At 58.1% G+C, this 15,220-nt stretch carries 20 protein-coding genes and 1 tRNA gene; 15 read left to right on the plus strand and 6 right to left on the minus strand.

What is annotated here, in order from left to right; all coding sequences use genetic code 11:
• Positions 1–61: 61 nt before the first annotated feature.
• A complete protein-coding gene (locus ABJM03_RS13850) occupies positions 62–385 on the minus strand; it encodes an AtpZ/AtpI family protein (protein ID WP_348418433.1) in 324 nt (107 codons plus the stop codon).
• Between the two features lie 229 nt (positions 386–614).
• On the opposite strand from ABJM03_RS13850, the gene ABJM03_RS13855 reads away from it, so the two are divergent.
• The gene (locus tag ABJM03_RS13855; protein WP_348418435.1) at positions 615–956 is read left to right on the plus strand and encodes a metalloregulator ArsR/SmtB family transcription factor; all 342 of its coding nucleotides are present in this window, start codon (positions 615–617) and stop codon (positions 954–956) included.
• Between the two features lie 187 nt (positions 957–1,143).
• Here ABJM03_RS13855 and ABJM03_RS13860 read toward each other — a convergent pair whose 3' ends face one another.
• Both ABJM03_RS13860 and ABJM03_RS13865 read right to left on the minus strand, forming a co-directional pair.
• Positions 1,144–2,040: a DMT family transporter gene (locus ABJM03_RS13860; protein ID WP_348418437.1), complete on the minus strand. Its 897-nt coding sequence runs from the start codon at positions 2,038–2,040 to the stop codon at positions 1,144–1,146.
• On the minus strand, positions 2,037–2,918 hold the full coding sequence (locus ABJM03_RS13865) for a LysR family transcriptional regulator (RefSeq protein ID WP_348418439.1): 882 nt from the start codon (positions 2,916–2,918) through the stop codon (positions 2,037–2,039). The genes ABJM03_RS13860 and ABJM03_RS13865 overlap by 4 nt, the downstream gene beginning before the upstream one ends.
• Positions 2,919–3,242: 324 nt before the next feature.
• Here ABJM03_RS13865 and ffh point away from each other — a divergent pair, with 324 nt between their 5' ends.
• The 14 genes from ffh to ABJM03_RS13935 all read left to right on the plus strand — a co-directional run bounded on the left by ffh (position 3,243) and on the right by ABJM03_RS13935 (position 13,277).
• Complete coding sequence (gene ffh / locus ABJM03_RS13870) at positions 3,243–4,730, plus strand: signal recognition particle protein (protein ID WP_348418441.1); 1,488 nt, start codon at positions 3,243–3,245, stop codon at positions 4,728–4,730.
• A 94-nt stretch (positions 4,731–4,824) separates the two neighbouring features.
• Entirely contained in the window at positions 4,825–5,124 is a 300-nt protein-coding gene (locus ABJM03_RS13875; protein ID WP_348418443.1) for a chorismate mutase, read from the plus strand.
• Between the two features lie 52 nt (positions 5,125–5,176).
• Positions 5,177–5,563: a 30S ribosomal protein S16 gene (rpsP, locus tag ABJM03_RS13880; protein WP_348418445.1), complete on the plus strand. Its 387-nt coding sequence runs from the start codon at positions 5,177–5,179 to the stop codon at positions 5,561–5,563.
• Between the two features lie 18 nt (positions 5,564–5,581).
• Entirely contained in the window at positions 5,582–6,211 is a 630-nt protein-coding gene (bluB, locus tag ABJM03_RS13885; RefSeq protein ID WP_348418447.1) for a 5,6-dimethylbenzimidazole synthase, read from the plus strand.
• Entirely contained in the window at positions 6,211–6,360 is a 150-nt protein-coding gene (locus ABJM03_RS13890) for a hypothetical protein (RefSeq protein ID WP_348418449.1), read from the plus strand. The genes bluB and ABJM03_RS13890 overlap by 1 nt, the downstream gene beginning before the upstream one ends.
• Complete coding sequence (rimM, locus tag ABJM03_RS13895) at positions 6,357–6,890, plus strand: ribosome maturation factor RimM (RefSeq protein WP_348418450.1); 534 nt, start codon at positions 6,357–6,359, stop codon at positions 6,888–6,890. Before ABJM03_RS13890 ends, rimM begins: the two co-directional genes overlap by 4 nt.
• A gap of 2 nt (positions 6,891–6,892) precedes the next feature.
• Positions 6,893–7,675: a hypothetical protein gene (locus ABJM03_RS13900; RefSeq protein ID WP_348418451.1), complete on the plus strand. Its 783-nt coding sequence runs from the start codon at positions 6,893–6,895 to the stop codon at positions 7,673–7,675.
• A complete protein-coding gene (locus ABJM03_RS13905) occupies positions 7,675–8,463 on the plus strand; it encodes a hypothetical protein (protein WP_348418452.1) in 789 nt (262 codons plus the stop codon). Before ABJM03_RS13900 ends, ABJM03_RS13905 begins: the two co-directional genes overlap by 1 nt.
• A complete protein-coding gene (trmD, locus tag ABJM03_RS13910; RefSeq protein ID WP_348418453.1) occupies positions 8,460–9,257 on the plus strand; it encodes a tRNA (guanosine(37)-N1)-methyltransferase TrmD in 798 nt (265 codons plus the stop codon). The genes ABJM03_RS13905 and trmD overlap by 4 nt, the downstream gene beginning before the upstream one ends.
• Positions 9,258–9,342: 85 nt before the next feature.
• Positions 9,343–9,507: a DUF1328 family protein gene (locus ABJM03_RS13915; RefSeq protein WP_348418454.1), complete on the plus strand. Its 165-nt coding sequence runs from the start codon at positions 9,343–9,345 to the stop codon at positions 9,505–9,507.
• Between the two features lie 226 nt (positions 9,508–9,733).
• Positions 9,734–10,108, plus strand: a complete 375-nt coding sequence (rplS, locus tag ABJM03_RS13920) for a 50S ribosomal protein L19 (RefSeq protein ID WP_348418455.1) — start codon at positions 9,734–9,736, stop codon at positions 10,106–10,108.
• Positions 10,109–10,113: 5 nt separating this feature from the next.
• Positions 10,114–10,335, plus strand: a complete 222-nt coding sequence (gene rpmE / locus ABJM03_RS13925; RefSeq protein ID WP_348418456.1) for a 50S ribosomal protein L31 — start codon at positions 10,114–10,116, stop codon at positions 10,333–10,335.
• A 212-nt stretch (positions 10,336–10,547) separates the two neighbouring features.
• Positions 10,548–11,357 carry a division plane positioning ATPase MipZ gene (locus ABJM03_RS13930; protein WP_348418457.1) on the plus strand — a complete coding sequence of 270 codons (810 nt, stop codon included), beginning with the start codon at positions 10,548–10,550 and terminating at the stop codon, positions 11,355–11,357.
• Between the two features lie 243 nt (positions 11,358–11,600).
• The gene (locus ABJM03_RS13935) at positions 11,601–13,277 is read left to right on the plus strand and encodes an ABC transporter substrate-binding protein (RefSeq protein ID WP_348418458.1); all 1,677 of its coding nucleotides are present in this window, start codon (positions 11,601–11,603) and stop codon (positions 13,275–13,277) included.
• Between the two features lie 21 nt (positions 13,278–13,298).
• Here ABJM03_RS13935 and ABJM03_RS13940 read toward each other — a convergent pair.
• The 3 genes from ABJM03_RS13940 to ABJM03_RS13950 all read right to left on the minus strand — a co-directional run bounded on the left by ABJM03_RS13940 (position 13,299) and on the right by ABJM03_RS13950 (position 15,202).
• Positions 13,299–13,375, minus strand: a tRNA-Met gene (locus tag ABJM03_RS13940).
• Positions 13,376–13,438: 63 nt separating this feature from the next.
• On the minus strand, positions 13,439–14,329 hold the full coding sequence (hemF, locus tag ABJM03_RS13945) for an oxygen-dependent coproporphyrinogen oxidase (protein ID WP_348418459.1): 891 nt from the start codon (positions 14,327–14,329) through the stop codon (positions 13,439–13,441).
• Between the two features lie 72 nt (positions 14,330–14,401).
• On the minus strand, positions 14,402–15,202 hold the full coding sequence (locus ABJM03_RS13950) for an SDR family oxidoreductase (RefSeq protein WP_348418460.1): 801 nt from the start codon (positions 15,200–15,202) through the stop codon (positions 14,402–14,404).
• Positions 15,203–15,220: the final 18 nt, after the last annotated feature.

Below are 15,220 nucleotides of genomic sequence, written 5' to 3' on the forward strand. Positions count from 1 at the left end.
TGTCGGCCCCTTCACTCATCACCCCAGCGGGGTGGTTTAACCCTATGCCCCTGTCGGGGCGTTATTCTTGCGCGGCGTCTTTTGCCGCATTTTCGTCCTGCATCTCCTTGGCAGAGCGGAGCATCGTCTTCACCCCCGCCGCAAGGCCCAGCATAACAAACAGCACCATAAATATGGGCAGCGTTCCAAAGAACAGATCCAACCCGTATCCGATGCCAAAACCAATCCCAAGACCGGCTACCAGCTCGATCACCATACGCCACGCCATCTGCGCGCCGGAATAGTGTTCGTCCATCCGCGGCTTGGGCGCATTTTGTGCGCCCTTGGCTGCTGCGATCCGCGCCTCAATCGCCGCCATTTGCGCTTTGCGATCTAGGTCTGACACAGGCCTGTCCCCGTTTGGATATCTTGGGCATTAGCTACTTTGGGCCGCCCTGTGAGTCAACGCTGTGTAGATATTATATAAACACCTGATAAATATGAATAATGGCATTTCGCGCAAGACTTCCAAAGGCCAAAAACCTGGAAATACGCACCCTGAGCTTATTCAACCATCTGGTTGATCTTGACCGCGACAGCTTCCCCTCAGCCTGCACAGCCGCTAGAGTACGGCCATGGCTTCCAACCTCGACACGACCTTTGCCGCACTGGCCGATCCCACCCGACGCGCCATCCTCGCGATGCTGCTGGAGGACGATATGGCCGTCACCGATGTGGCCGAACCTTTTGACGTGTCGCTGGCCGCGATTTCCAAACACCTCGGCGTGCTCACGTCCGCCGGCCTCATCTCACAAGAGAAACGTGGCCGTGTAAAATGGTGCAAGCTCGAACCCGACGCCCTGCGCGCGGCCTCGGTCTGGATGCAGGGCTTTGGCCAGTTCGAACCCGTCAACCTTGACGCATTCGAGCGCTTTTTGCGGCACGAACTGCCCGACCCGGAACAAACCGCAGGCTAGACACAAAAAAAGGAGCCCTAAGGCTCCCTTTCTTCAAAATATGCAACTGCGCTATCAGAGTACGAATTGCACAATCGCCAATACAATTACCACAAGGCCGACGAGATAGATAATGTTACGCATGTTCTGTCCTTCTATATCAGTTAAATAGACAACACCCTCAGCGCGACATTGGTTCCCGATTTATTCACGACCTCGTGATATCATCGTCATTGCGCAGCAACAGCAACAACGCCACCACCGTCAGCGCCACGCCCCCGGCGATCATCACCGGCGGCAATTCATTGCCAAGCGCTGCCTCCCACCCGATCACCCAGCTAGGCACCAGATAGGTATAGGCCATCACCTTGGCCGAAGGCAGGCGCAGCGTCGCAAATTGCACCAGAACAAAGGTGATCGAACTGGCGCAAACCGCCACATAGAACAGAGTGACCCACACAATCGCGGGCAATGCGAGCCAATCAGTCGCCACAATATCCCGCGCCCCCAACACAATCAGCCAAAGCGCCCCGGCCACCAGCACACCAAAGGTGAACACAATAACCGGCTCTCCGCGGTTCAGCCGCCGCACCAGCGGCGTATAGACCGCATGTGCAATACACCCGAAGAAGAACACCACTTCCCCGCGCCCCACATCAAAGGCCAGCAACGCCCCCACATCAGCGCGAAAAATCACCCAAAGCGCGCCCAGCGCACCGATCCCCAGCGCCAGCGCCATCCGCCCCGTTATGCGCTGCCCCAACAGATACCATGCGAACACCCCCGCCATCGCGGGCACCAGCGTGAACACCGCCGCCGAACTTACCGGAGAAGAGGTCTTTAGCCCCTCGAACATCAGCACGAAATAGATCGCAAACATTCCGCCCAACAGCAGATACCGCCACGGTGCCACAAAGGCCGAACGCTCGATGCCCGTAGTCGCCCACGCCACAATCCCCACCAGAATGCCCGCAACCACAAACCGCACCGCATTCAATGCCAGCGGCGCAATATCGTTCGCCGCCAAGCCACCCAGAGAAAAGGACCCCGCCACCAAAGCCGAAAACGCCAACATCGCCAGATGCCCCTGCGCCTGAGGGCTCACAGCGCGTGGTCTTTCATCGCATCCTTGAGAAACGCCAGAAACGCCTGCACCTTGCTGCTGCGGTGCAAATCCATATGCGTGACCAACCACACCGGCGCGGACCAGCTTTGCCCGGCCTTGGACACCACGACCAAATCGCCAAACTCGGCCGCCTCTTGTGGCGACAAAAATCCAAGCCCTGCACCATGTAGCACCGCAAGGCTGCGCGCATGGGAATCGTCACTGCGAAATGTCACACGCTCCCGCGGGATCTGCTCATCGAGCCACTGAAACCACGGCGCGCGGTTTTTGGGGTCTTCCGGCCCCACAAAACAATGGCTGCCAAAGCCGTCATCCGCATCCGGCATCCCGTGGCGCTCGATATATCCTTTCGTCGCATAAAGATGGACCGGCTCGGTGCCGAACCTTTGCACGACATTATCGGGCTGATCAGGAGGCGCAGCACCCCCGCGAATGGCCACATGCGCCTCGCCGTATTCCAACCGGAACAACCGGTCGCCCGTCAAATAGCGCACAACCACATCAGGGTGCTTTTGCTGAAAGGCCACCAACAGCGGCGTGATCCGCGGGGCCAGCGCCACCAGCGATGTCACAACCAGATCCCCCGCAACCCCCTTGCCGCTGCCTTTCATGCGGCTCGCCAACTGGTTCAGCTGATCATCGGTGGCCTGCGCCACCCGCAAAAGATCCTCTCCCGCCTCCGTAGGGGTGTAGCCCCGCGCATGACGCTGAAACAGCTTGACCCCCAAACGCGCCTCAAGCGCATCAATGTGGCGGATGACCGTGGCGTGATGCACGCCCAGCGCCTCGGCCGCACCGCTTACCGTGCCGCGCCGTGCTACCTGATACGCCGTGCGCACCTCATCCCAGCTTTCCATTCAAAACCTCTCCACTCTGCCTGTGCAGCCACGAACACCAACGCACCGACTGTGCCGTTTACGTTGATTTTTGCAAGGTCAAACCCGCACCGGCGCGCATCCTTGACTCACAACTGCTATGGCCTTAAACGCAACCCAAATCTCCGGAAGCCCATGCCTTCCGGTCCTGACCCGATGTCAGGATCGCCCCCCGTCAGCGTCTTACGCCCACGGGGGCAAAACCTTTTGGTTTTGACCCATCTATGACGGGGGCGGCATTTGTGTATTCTCGCGGGGTTCCTACATGGAACATATCCCGCAACCGACCGAAAGGGGCCAACGCCCATGTTTGAAAATCTCAGCGAACGCCTCTCTGGTGTCTTTGACCGTCTGACCAAACAAGGCGCACTCTCGGAAGAGGACGTCAAAACCGCCCTGCGCGAAGTCCGCGTGGCCCTGCTGGAGGCCGATGTCTCCCTGCCGGTGGCCCGTGATTTCGTCAACGCCGTACAGGAAAAAGCCACCGGTCAGGCCGTCACCAAATCCATCACGCCGGGCCAGCAGGTCGTCAAAATCGTACATGACGCGCTGATCGACGTGCTCAAAGGCGAAGGTGAGCCGGGCGCGCTGAAAATCGACAGCCCCCCTGCCCCGATCCTGATGGTCGGCCTGCAAGGTAGTGGTAAAACCACCACCACCGCCAAATTGGCAAAACGTCTCAAGGAAAAAGACGGCAAACGCGTGCTGATGGCGTCGCTCGACGTGAACCGCCCCGCCGCAATGGAGCAGCTGGCGATTCTCGGCGTGCAAATCGGCGTCGACACCCTGCCCATCGTCAAAGGCGAAGACCCCGTTGCCATCGCCAAACGCACCAAGACCCAAGCCGCCCTTGGCGGTTACGATGTCTATATGCTCGACACTGCGGGCCGCCTGTCCATCGACGAAGAGCTGATGACCCAAGTCGAAGCCGTACGCGATGTCGTTGATCCACGTGAAACACTGCTTGTTGTCGATGGCCTGACCGGTCAGGACGCCGTGCAAACCGCCGATAACTTCAACCAGCGCATCGGCATCTCCGGCGTTGTCCTGACCCGTATGGACGGCGACGGTCGCGGCGGTGCTGCCCTCTCGATGCGCGCCGTAACCGGCAGCCCGATCAAATACGTGGGCCTTGGCGAAAAGATGGACGCGCTCGAGACATTCGAGCCCGAGCGTATCGCAGGCCGCATCCTTGGCATGGGCGACATTGTTGCGCTTGTCGAAAAGGCGCAGGAAACCATCGAGGCCGAACAGGCCGAAAAAATGATGCGCCGCATGGCCAAGGGTCAGTTCAACATGAACGACCTCAAGATGCAGCTGGAACAGATGATCAAAATGGGCGGCATGCAAGGCATGATGGGCATGATGCCCGGCATGGGCAAACTGGCCAAACAGGTCGGCGATGCGGGTCTGGATGACAACATCCTCAAGCAACAGATTGCCCTGATCAACTCGATGACAAAGAAAGAGCGCGCCAACCCCGCGCTGCTCCAAGCCTCCCGCAAAAAGCGCATCGCCGCTGGCGCAGGCATGCAGGTGTCCGATCTCAACAAGCTGATGAAAATGCAGCGCCAGATGTCGGACATGATGAAGAAGATGGGCAAAGGCGGCATGATGAAAGCCGCCATGAAGCAAATGATGGGCAAAGGCGGCATGGACCCCGCCGCGATGGCCCAAGGCATGGATCCCAAAGCGCTTGAGGCTGCGGCCAAGCAAATGGGCGGCAAGCTGCCCGGTTTGGGCGGCGGCATGGGCCTGCCCTCCGGCCTGTCCGGTTTCGGGAAAAAGAAATGATCCGCGGCGCAGTAACATACCGCGATGTCATACGCTCGGTGTACGCCCGGTGCACACTGTGTGACTCACTCAAAACGCCACTTTGGGGGACCCTATGACCGATCCTGTCAAACAAGCCGCCGAGGTCCTCAAAGAGCACCGCGCGAGCATCGACCGCCTTGACGCCATCCTCGTTTATACGCTGGGCGAGCGGTTCAAACATACTCAGGCTGTGGGTAAACTCAAAGCCGAGCACGACCTTCCCCCGTCCGATCCCAACCGCGAAGCGGACCAGATCGCGCGGCTCGAAGATTTGGCGAAACAGGCCGATCTGGACCCTGTTTTTGCCAAGAAGTTTCTCAACTTCATCATCGCTGAAGTCATTCAGCACCACAAACAACACCAACAATCTTAACCCACTGCGCACCTCTGGTGCGACAAGACAAAACCTAAAGGAAACCAATACCATGGCTATGAAAATTCGCCTCGCCCGCGGTGGCTCCAAAAAGCGCCCCTTCTACCGTATCGTTGCAGCAGACAGCCGCATGCCACGTGATGGCCGCTACATCGAAAAGCTGGGCACATATGCGCCATTGCTGCCAAAAGACAGCGAAGACCGCGTAAAAATGAACATGGAACGCGTTCAGTACTGGTTGGACCAAGGCGCACAGCCTACCGACCGTATCGAGCGTATGCTCGAAGCAGCAGGCGTGCGTCCTAAGAAAGAGCGCGCAAACCTGAAAAAAGGTACGCCAGGCAAGAAAGCCCAAGAGCGCGTTCAGGAAAAAGCAGACAAAGCCGCCGCAGCAGCAGAAGCCGCAGCAGCACCAGCCGAAGAAGCAGCGGCAGAGTAAGCCGGAGGGTAGCCCGGCATGCATGCATTCTCAGACGAATTCCGTGCCGGGCTAACCGACCTGATGAAATGGCGCCGCGATGTACGCCAGTTCAAGACAGACCCTGTAGACGAGGCGCTCGTGACCGAGTGCCTCTCTACGCTCTCTCTTGCCCCATCTGTGGGCCTGTCAGAGCCTTGGCGCGTGATCCGTGTTCGCTCTGACACCGCGCGCAAGGCCGCGCTGGAGAACTTCAAAACCGCCAACAAACAAGCACTTGAAGGCTATGACGGCGACAAGGCTGCGCTTTATGCCACGCTCAAGCTGTCGGGTATGCAGGACGCGCCCGAACATTTTGCTGTCTTTTGCGATGATACCACGGCCAAGGGCGCAGGGCTTGGCGCGGGCACCATGCCCGAGATGCGCCGCTATTCCGTAGTGGGGGCCGTTACCCTGATGTGGCTGCATGCGCGGACGCGTGGATTAGGTATTGGCTGGGTCTCGATCCTTGATCCCGCACAGCTGTGCCGTGATCTGGATGCACCTGATGGCTGGAGCCTTGTCGCTTACCTTTGCCTTGGCTGGCCGCAAGATGTATCCCTGACACCAGAACTTGAAACCAAAGGCTGGGAAGCGCGCGCCGCTGCCCTGCACATCGAGGACCGCTGATGTTCCGACTGTTAAAATTAATCATCACCCTATCGGTTGGTGCCTTTCTGGGCTTCCACTTCCATGGTTTGTTGATGAAATCCGAATGTTCCGCCTCGGGGGGCACATGGGGCGGCACAATCTGCTTTGGCGCGGAGGCTCCACAATGAGCAATGAGCGTATTTGCGTGGGCGTGATATCCGGCTCTTACGGTGTGACAGGCGAACTGCGTATCAAAAGCTTTTGCGCCATCCCCGAAGACATTGAAAGCTACAGCCCGCTGACCGATGAAACCGGCGAGCGCGATTATGCGCTAGCGATCCTGCGCCCGATCAAAAACGGCTATGCGGGCCGGTTGCCTGAAATCTCGAACAAAGAAGACGCCGATGCCCTGCGCGGCACCAAACTGTTCGCCCGCCGCGAGCAGTTGCCGTCTTTGCCCGACGACGAATTCTACCATGCCGACCTGATCGGGCTTGAGGTATACGACACCGGCGGCGTCCTGCTGGGTCGTGTCAAAACCGTACAGAACCACGGGGCCGACGATCTGTTGGAGCTTCAGCTGAGCGGCTCATCCACCACAACCTTTCTGCCTTTCACCAAAGCAGCAGTGCCTACCGTCGATCTGGCCAGTGGTCGCATTGTGGCCGACCCGCCCGAAGGCGTCCTTCCTACGTCGAAACCCGCCGCCAACAGCTGATCATGCAGCGCATTATCATCCACCCGGGCTTTCACAATACCGGCACCGCGCATCTGCAACAGACGTTGCGCGCCAACCGTGACGCACTAAAGCCCGATGTCAGGCTGGTGTTAAAGCCCGGTATGAAAGCCTTATGCGACAGCGCACGCGCCTACAGCCGCTCGCGTGAAGATGTCGATCTGGGGATGGTGAAATTCGAAGCGGCAAGCCTTATGGAGCAGCTATCAACCGAGGATGCGGCCCGCATTGTGTTGAGCAGCGATAATCTGTGCGGGGACATGCCGGGGCTGCGCAAGCTGCACGGCTATGGCGCGGCCCCTCACCTGATGCGTGCGCTATCCGTTGCTTTTGGCATGGCAGCCCCTGCGGCCGAACTGTCGTTCTTGTTCACCACCCGCGCGGCCGATCCATGGTTGCGGGCCTGTTATACCCAACATCTGCGCAAGGGGCGTATGGTTTGGGACGAGGCCGACTATCTCAAACGCCTGGCATCCAGTGCAGATCACGATGCAGCACTGGACCTGATCAGGCGTGAAATTCCCGACCACCCTCTGCATCAGGCGCGTCTGGAAGATTACGAGGGCAAGCCGCTTGGCATTGCTACGGCTCTGCTCGACCTTCTGGATTTACCGGCGGCACGCTGCGCACAGTTGCAGCCCGTCAAACGTTCCGAACGGGCCGTTTCTGACAAGCTCAATGCGCAGCTTCTGACGCTCAATCGCTCTGACCTCGATGCTGCCGCGCTGCGCAAGGCCAAACGCACTCTGATCAAAAGGGCCACCTGATGCCCCGCAAGATTGTCATACACGCAGGTTTTCACAAGACAGGCACCTCAACGGTGCAAGCCGTGCTGCGCGAGAACCGCAAGCTGTTGATGCCTGCCTTGGCGATCCGCCTCAAATCACAGATGACGGACCTGTTGCACGCGACCCGTGGCTATTCCACCTATTTGACGCCCGATGGGTTGGACAAAGTCAGCCGCCGCTTTGATGCGTTGCTTGCGGAGCTACCCGGCATGCCCCGCCGGACCCTGTTGCTAAGCGCCGAGGAATTGTCAGGCCATCTGCCCGGACGCGGAGAACTGGCAGATTACAGCGCGACGCCCGTGCTCATGTATCTGTTCTGGCAGCGTGCGCAGGAAGCATTCCCCAAGACGCCCGTGGTGTTCTGTTTCGGCATCCGTAAGGCCGAAGACTGGCTTCCCTCTGCTTGGGCCGAGCATGTGAAATCATCCAATATGCAGCTTGATTACGACGCGTATCTGGCCCGCTACAAGGCCTCTGCAAATCTTGCGCAGATTGTGCAGGAAACCAAACGCCGCGTGCCTGCCCCTGTGCACAGCTACGCATTGGAGGACTGCGCGAGCTTGCGCCTTGGGCCTGCGGACCCGGTGCTGGATCTATGCGACATTCCAACAGCCTTACGCGCAGGGCTGATCCCACAAACGCCCAAGAACACCCGTCTGAACGCCGCCATATTAGCCGACCTGCTGACCATCAACCGCACGCATGCGGACTCCGAAAGCCGCAAGGCAGCAAAAGCGCGCCGCATAGCCCAAGGAACATCAACATGACTTCGCCTTCCCGCTCTCATGGTAAGCAACGGGTGATGCCCACACTCAAACCCCGCGAACTGATGCAGGACACACCTGATTACGCCGGCGTGTGGCAGGCCCATGTGATCACCCTGTTTCCAGAACTATTCCCCGGCGTTCTGGGAGGCAGCCTGACAGGGCGCGCCCTCAAGGAAGGCGCATGGCAGTTGCATGCACATGATCTGCGTGCGCATGGGCTGACCAAACACCGCAATGTCGATGACACACCCGCAGGTGGTGGCGCCGGCATGGTGCTGCGCGCAGATGTCGTTGGCCCCGCGATCGAGGACGTTCAGGCGCGTGCGCGGGGCCGTTGGCCAATTTTGTACATGTCCCCCCGCGGGCGCCGTTTTGATCAGGCCATGGCGCAGGACCTGTCAACATGTGCAGGTGTGACGATGTTGTGTGGCCGGTTTGAAGGCGTGGACGAGCGCGTGATCGAACACTACGGCATCACCGAGGTGAGCCTTGGGGATTTTGTCATGACGGGCGGGGAGCTTGCCGCGCAGGCGATGATTGACGCGACTGTGCGCCTGCTGCCGGGCGTGTTGGGCAATTCCGAAAGCACCGTAGAGGAAAGCCACTCCTCCGGCCTTCTGGAGCATCCCCAATACACCAAGCCCGCCGAATGGCAGGGGCGCGCCATCCCGCCCGTATTGATGTCGGGCAATCACAAAGAGATTGCCAAATGGCGACGCGAGATGTCCCATCGCTTGACCCGCGCACGTCGTCCCGATTTGTGGGCCAGACATCCCGATAACAACGACAAATAACACTGCCGCCAGCGCGCTAGAGCCATCGCAGGGAACCAAACAAGACCTCACGCCGTTGTGATAGTAACAACTGGAGGTCGTCAAAATGCTGAAGCTTATCCTTATCCTGCTCATTGTTGCCGCTGTTGCTGCCCTATTGGGGTTCGGGACATTATCCGGCGTCGCCCTGACCGGCGCGAAATTCCTGATCGGTCTTGTGCTGGTGTTGTTCCTGCTTGTCGTGCTGGGCATCATCGCGGTCGTAAAATAGCATATGCTTGTTGTTGCCTGCGGGGCTTGATCCGCGCGGGCAACCCGCCTATACGGCACCAATCTGGACGCATCCGCGATTCCGGACGTTTGCGTTATGCGCAAAGACCAAAGCAAAGAAGATGCTACCTTTGGCGGGCTGTGCGCAGACCCGATAGACAGGCCAAAGCTCTTGGATCACGTCAAAACCTTCGTGGCATACCACGAGCATTTATAGGAGCTATCAGATGAACCTGATTGCAGAAATCGAAGCGGAGCACATCGCCGAGCTTGCCAAGGAAATCCCTGATTTCCGCGCCGGTGACACAATCCGTGTTGGCTTTAAAGTAACCGAAGGCACACGCACCCGTGTGCAGAACTACGAAGGCGTTTGCATCTCTCGCAAGCACGGCAAAGGTATTGCCGGTGCATTCACAGTTCGCAAAATCTCATTCGGCGAAGGTGTCGAGCGCGTGTTCCCGCTGCACTCCACCAACATCGACAGCATCACCGTGGTCCGCCGTGGTCGTGTACGTCGCGCCAAACTGTACTATCTGCGCACACGCCGTGGTAAATCTGCGCGTATCGTCGAGAACACACACTACAAAGCGCCAAAGGTGTAAATCAGATGAAAACCGATACACATCCCGAATACCACACGATCAACGTCAAAATGACCGACGGCACAATCGTGGAAATGAAATCGACATGGGGCAAAGAAGGCGACCAGCTGTCGCTTGATATCGACCCTTCCGTGCACCCCGCATGGACAGGCGGCACAAGCCGTTTGATGGACACCGGCGGCCGCGTGTCCAAGTTCAAAAATAAATACGCAGGTCTTACTCTGTAAGCTTTGCTTTTTGTGTGACTTTGAAAGGCGCGGCCCACATGGGCTGCGCCTTTTTCGTTTGGGCGGGCATAGATCATCCAAGGATGACATTGTGTGCCGCCTCAATACGCCCCCTTCCGTCGTTCCCTGCTTTTCAAAGGCTCAAACCCCACATATAGTGTGAAAAAGTTGGTCCTGCGCAGCAGCAGGAAAGGAATAAAAGGGCATCGGGCATGGCGCATATCATCGTCGTCGGTAACGAAAAAGGCGGCGCAGGGAAGTCTACGGTTTCCATGCATGTGGCGACAGCACTGGCACGTATGGGCCATAAGGTCAGCGCGCTGGATCTGGACCTGCGGCAGCGTACGTTTGGACGCTATGTCGACAACCGCAAAACATTCCTCAAAGAGTCCGGCCTTGAACTGGCCAGCCCGCGGTGTCACGAGCTGCCCGAGGTAGACGCAGCCGAACTGGCCCCCGGTGAGAATGTCTATGACCACCGCCTGTCCGCCGCCGTGGCCGAGCTTGAGCCGAACAACGACTTTATCCTCATTGACTGCCCCGGATCGCACACACGGCTTAGCCAAGTAGCCCACAGCCTTGCCGATACGCTGATTACACCCCTAAACGACAGCTTCATCGACTTTGATCTGTTGGCGCATACGGATATGTCCGGCGACAAGATTACCGGCCCGTCGGTCTATTCTGAAATGGTGTGGAGCGCGCGTCAGCTACGCGCGCAGGCAGGCCTGCCTCCGATCGACTGGGTCGTGGTGCGCAACCGCATGGGCGCACAGCGCATGGTCAACAAGGACAAAATGGAACGTGCAGTTCAAAACCTCAGCAAGCGCATCGGCTTTCGCATCGCACCCGGTTTCAACGAACGCGTTATTTTCCGCGAGCTGTTCCCACGCGGGCTGACTCTGCTCGACCTGAAGGATATTGGCGTCAAACAGCTCAACATCTCGAATATCGCGGCCCGTCAGGAACTGCGCGAGCTGATCAAGGCGCTCAACCTACCCGGCGTTGACGCCGATTTTTAAGGCAGGCTTTTACAGGCCTCCAACCACGCTGTCGTCGCCTTTGCCCGCCGACGAATCCGCTGGCCCCCACGGGGTTGACCTAGCGGCCATATCCTTGGATCATCAATTTATGGTGCCTCCCTCACGCCACCGCTGCCTGCGGGTGGGCTTTGGCTGGCTCCGGGCCATCACCCTGCCTACAACACCCCTTTGCCAAGGGTCACCCTGTCGCGGCTGACCGGCTTTATAGCACAGAGGAATATCATGACGTTCAGAACGCGCACCAGAAAGCCGCTTCCTCATTCTATTCTGAACGCCGCAGAACAGGCCAAATCCGACCCTGTCAACCGACGAGAGTTTCTGGCCATGGCCAGTGCCTTTGGGGCGACCTCGACCACGGCCTATGCGATGATAGGCATGGGCACACCTGCGCAGGCTGACAGCCACAGCAGCACAAAGACAGGTGGCACAGTACGGATCCAGATGGAGGTTCGTAGCCTCAAGGACCCGCGCACCTATGACTGGCCCCAAATCGCAAATGTCTCACGCGGGTGGCTGGAATATCTGGTTATCTTTGAAAGTGATGGCACTTTCTCACCCAGTCTACTGGAAAGCTGGGACATCAACGAAGATGCCACCCTCTATACCCTGAACCTGCGTAAAGGTGTCCGGTGGAACAACGGTGACGATTTCACCGCACAGGATGTAGCGCGCAATATCACCGGCTGGTGTGACAAAACCGTTGCGGGCAATTCAATGGCGGGCCGCTTTGCCACGCTGATTGACCCTGCGACAGACCAGGCATTGGAAGGTGCTATCGAAATCGTCGATGCACATACCGTCAGGTTAAACTTACCGACCTCTGACATCACGTTGATCGCTGGTATGGCCGATTACCCCGCCGCCATTGTCCACAAGTCGTTTACAGCCGAAAACATGCTTGAAAACCCCATCGGCACCGGCCCCTTTCTGCCCGAAACAATCGAGGTCGGTGTGAAGGCCGTGCTGGTCAGGAACACCAACCACATATGGTGGGGCAGTGACGTACATGGCGGTCCCTACATCGACCGCCTCGAATACATCGACTATGGCACGGATCCGTCAGGATGGATCGCCGCCGCCAAAGCCGGTGAGGTTGATGCCCTCTATTCTATGGAGGGCGAATTTATCGACGTCATGAGCAGCCTTGACGGTTGGGTTGAACATGAGATCGCCACCGCAGCGACCCTTGTGATCCGGCCAAACCAATTGGCTGAAATCGACGGGAAGCGCCCCTATGAGGACCTTCGCGTGCGGCAGGCGCTCGCTATGGCGGTAGATAACGATATCCTGCTTGAGCTTGGCTATGCGGGGCGCGGGATCGTGGCCGAAAATTTCCACGTAGGGCCAATGCACCCCGAATATGCGCCACTGCCACCGCGTAAAGTTGATCCTGTCGCTGCCAAAGCCCTCATGGAAGAGGCTGGCATGGGCCAGTATGAGCATGAGCTGTTTTCGGTTGATGACACATGGCGCAGGGATACCGCCGACGCCGTTGCCGCACAGCTGCGCGATGCAGGGATCAAGGTAAAACGCACCATCGTGCCCGCGCGCGCCTACCGGAACGATTGGGTCAGCTATCCATTTTCAACGACAGACTGGAACGCACGACCGCTGGGCGTGCAAATCTGGGCATTGGCCTATCGCTCTAACGAAGCATGGAACGAATTTGGCTGGCAAAACGCCACGTTCGACGCCCTGCTAACCGAGGCACTCGCAACACCCGACATCGAAAAGCGCCGTGCAATCATGGCAAAAGGCGAGGCGCTGATCCAAAGCGAAGGGGTAACGATCCAGCCCTACTGGCGCTCGCTGTTCAACCATACCAAAGAAGGTTTGATTGGAGCCGAGCATCACATCAGCTTTGAATTCCACCCCGCACGAATGGCGTGGGTAGGTTAGGAAAACCGAATGGGGGGTAAGTGGTGGCGTTACCTGGATTTGAACCAGGGACCTAACGATTATGAGTCGTTCGCTCTAACCAACTGAGCTATAACGCCGTGGGGGCTGAACTATGATAGAGGCCTGCCTGCGTCAAGAGACAAAACGCGCAGAAACATGCCTCAAATCCACTTGGCCATCGGAGGCAGGCTCATCAGCACCGCATTGGCGTCATGACCCGTCTCCAACCCGAACTTTGTGCCGCGATCATAAACCAGATTATACTCGGCATAGAGACCGCGATGGACCAGCTGCGCGTCTTTGTCAGCCTCGGTCCAGACCTGCGGCTTGCGCTTTTCGACCAACGGCACGTAGGCAGGCAAAAAAGCACGACCGATATCTTGGGTCAGGGCAAAATCCGCCTCCCAGTCACCGGTGTTACGATCATCCATAAAGATACCGCCCACCCCGCGCGCGCGGTGGCGGTGGGGGATGTAGAAATACTCATCCGCCCATTCTTTGAGCTTGGGGTAAATCTCGGTACCATGCGGGTCTAGGTATTGTTTTTGGGCGGCGTGGAAATGCGCGGTGTCCTCATCGTATTCGATGCAAGGGTTAAGATCAGATCCACCGCCAAACCACCACGCGCCGGGTGTCCAGAACATGCGCGTGTTCATATGCACCGCCGGTGCATGCGGGTTCTGCATATGCGCCACCAGAGAAATGCCAGAGGCCCAGAACCGCGGATCATCGGCCATTCCCGGCACACCGCGTGCCGCCATCGCCTTTTGCGCCCGATCACCCAACGTCCCGTAAACAGTGGAAATATTTACGCCCACTTTCTCGAACACACGCCCACCGCGCATCACACTCATCAGCCCGCCACCCACGTCCGAGCCATCCTCGGAGGTGCGGGTTGTCTCGCTCACCTCGAAACGACCGGGAGCCATATCGGTAAGCGGGCCCTCGTCATGGGTATCCTCAAGCCCCTCAAAAGCGATGACGATATCGTCGCGCAATGTACGGAACCACGCGCTCGCGCGGGCTTTTTCGGTCTCGAAGGGTGCAGTCATGGGAGGTTTCCTGTCAGGCGTTTGCGGCAGTTTACAGCACAGATAAACTACCTTGAACAGAGACAGTTTGGCTTAGTGGGCAGGTGCGCTCACCGCATCCAGAAGCGAACGGCCGCCATCCACCACCATCACCTCACCTGTCATAAAGCTGGAGCTTTCTGCGGCGAGGAATTGCACCGCCTCCACCAGCTCACCGGGAGACGCGATGCGCCCAAGGGGGGTGTGGCTCCGGATATCTTCGCGCCATTCACGGTTGTCCGCCACAGATGCCTTAAGCGAATCAGACATAACCGAGCCAAAGGAAACCGCGTTTACCCGAATCCGGTGCGGTGCCAGCGCCAGCGCCATCGAGCGCGTCATCTGATCCAGCGCCGCAGAGGCGATAGAATAGGCCATCAGCTCGGGGTGGGTGTGGTGTGCCGCGACAGAGCTGAGGTTAATAATCGAACCAACGGGCCCTTCCTCTTGGGATTTTGCCTGTTTCATCATGCGCTTGGCCACTTGTTGTGTCAGGCGCAAAGACGTCATCAGATTCTGCTCCAACAGCATTTCGATCGAATCATCATCTACGTTAAGGGCTTCGGTCACCATGACCTGCCGCGATGCATTGACCAGAATATCCACCTGATCAAACGCATCAATCGTCGCAGAAACCAGATTTGCGATGGTCAGGCGCTGGCGCAAGTCACCGGCAAAGAAGCGGATATTTCCCTCGTCCCGCACATCGCCCAGTTCTTCTTTGAGCTTTTTCTCGTCCATATCGGCGCACATCACATTGGCACCTTTATCCGCAAAATTGCGTGCAATCGCGAGGCCGATACCATTCGCCGCCCCTGTCACGATTGCCGTTTTGCCTGCGATTGAGAATGACATAATCTGTCCTTTAAACCG

It is taken from the genome of Sulfitobacter sp. (assembly GCF_039977885.1).
Lineage (GTDB): Bacteria > Pseudomonadota > Alphaproteobacteria > Rhodobacterales > Rhodobacteraceae > Sulfitobacter.

Coding starts and splice junctions, on each gene's coding strand:
- ffh (WP_348418441.1), top strand. CDS start 3,243: ATGTTTGAAAATCTCAGCGAACGCCTCTCTGGTGTCTTTGACCGTCTG.
- ABJM03_RS13900 (WP_348418451.1), top strand. CDS start 6,893: ATGCAGCGCATTATCATCCACCCGGGCTTTCACAATACCGGCACCGCG.
- rplS (WP_348418455.1), top strand. CDS start 9,734: ATGAACCTGATTGCAGAAATCGAAGCGGAGCACATCGCCGAGCTTGCC.
- ABJM03_RS13855 (WP_348418435.1), top strand. CDS start 615: ATGGCTTCCAACCTCGACACGACCTTTGCCGCACTGGCCGATCCCACC.
- ABJM03_RS13865 (WP_348418439.1), bottom strand. CDS start 2,918: ATGGAAAGCTGGGATGAGGTGCGCACGGCGTATCAGGTAGCACGGCGC.
- ABJM03_RS13875 (WP_348418443.1), top strand. CDS start 4,825: ATGACCGATCCTGTCAAACAAGCCGCCGAGGTCCTCAAAGAGCACCGC.
- ABJM03_RS13935 (WP_348418458.1), top strand. CDS start 11,601: ATGACGTTCAGAACGCGCACCAGAAAGCCGCTTCCTCATTCTATTCTG.
- rpsP (WP_348418445.1), top strand. CDS start 5,177: ATGGCTATGAAAATTCGCCTCGCCCGCGGTGGCTCCAAAAAGCGCCCC.
- ABJM03_RS13915 (WP_348418454.1), top strand. CDS start 9,343: ATGCTGAAGCTTATCCTTATCCTGCTCATTGTTGCCGCTGTTGCTGCC.
- trmD (WP_348418453.1), top strand. CDS start 8,460: ATGACTTCGCCTTCCCGCTCTCATGGTAAGCAACGGGTGATGCCCACA.
- ABJM03_RS13890 (WP_348418449.1), top strand. CDS start 6,211: ATGTTCCGACTGTTAAAATTAATCATCACCCTATCGGTTGGTGCCTTT.
- ABJM03_RS13950 (WP_348418460.1), bottom strand. CDS start 15,202: ATGTCATTCTCAATCGCAGGCAAAACGGCAATCGTGACAGGGGCGGCG.
- ABJM03_RS13930 (WP_348418457.1), top strand. CDS start 10,548: ATGGCGCATATCATCGTCGTCGGTAACGAAAAAGGCGGCGCAGGGAAG.
- rimM (WP_348418450.1), top strand. CDS start 6,357: ATGAGCAATGAGCGTATTTGCGTGGGCGTGATATCCGGCTCTTACGGT.
- rpmE (WP_348418456.1), top strand. CDS start 10,114: ATGAAAACCGATACACATCCCGAATACCACACGATCAACGTCAAAATG.
- hemF (WP_348418459.1), bottom strand. CDS start 14,329: ATGACTGCACCCTTCGAGACCGAAAAAGCCCGCGCGAGCGCGTGGTTC.
- bluB (WP_348418447.1), top strand. CDS start 5,582: ATGCATGCATTCTCAGACGAATTCCGTGCCGGGCTAACCGACCTGATG.
- ABJM03_RS13905 (WP_348418452.1), top strand. CDS start 7,675: ATGCCCCGCAAGATTGTCATACACGCAGGTTTTCACAAGACAGGCACC.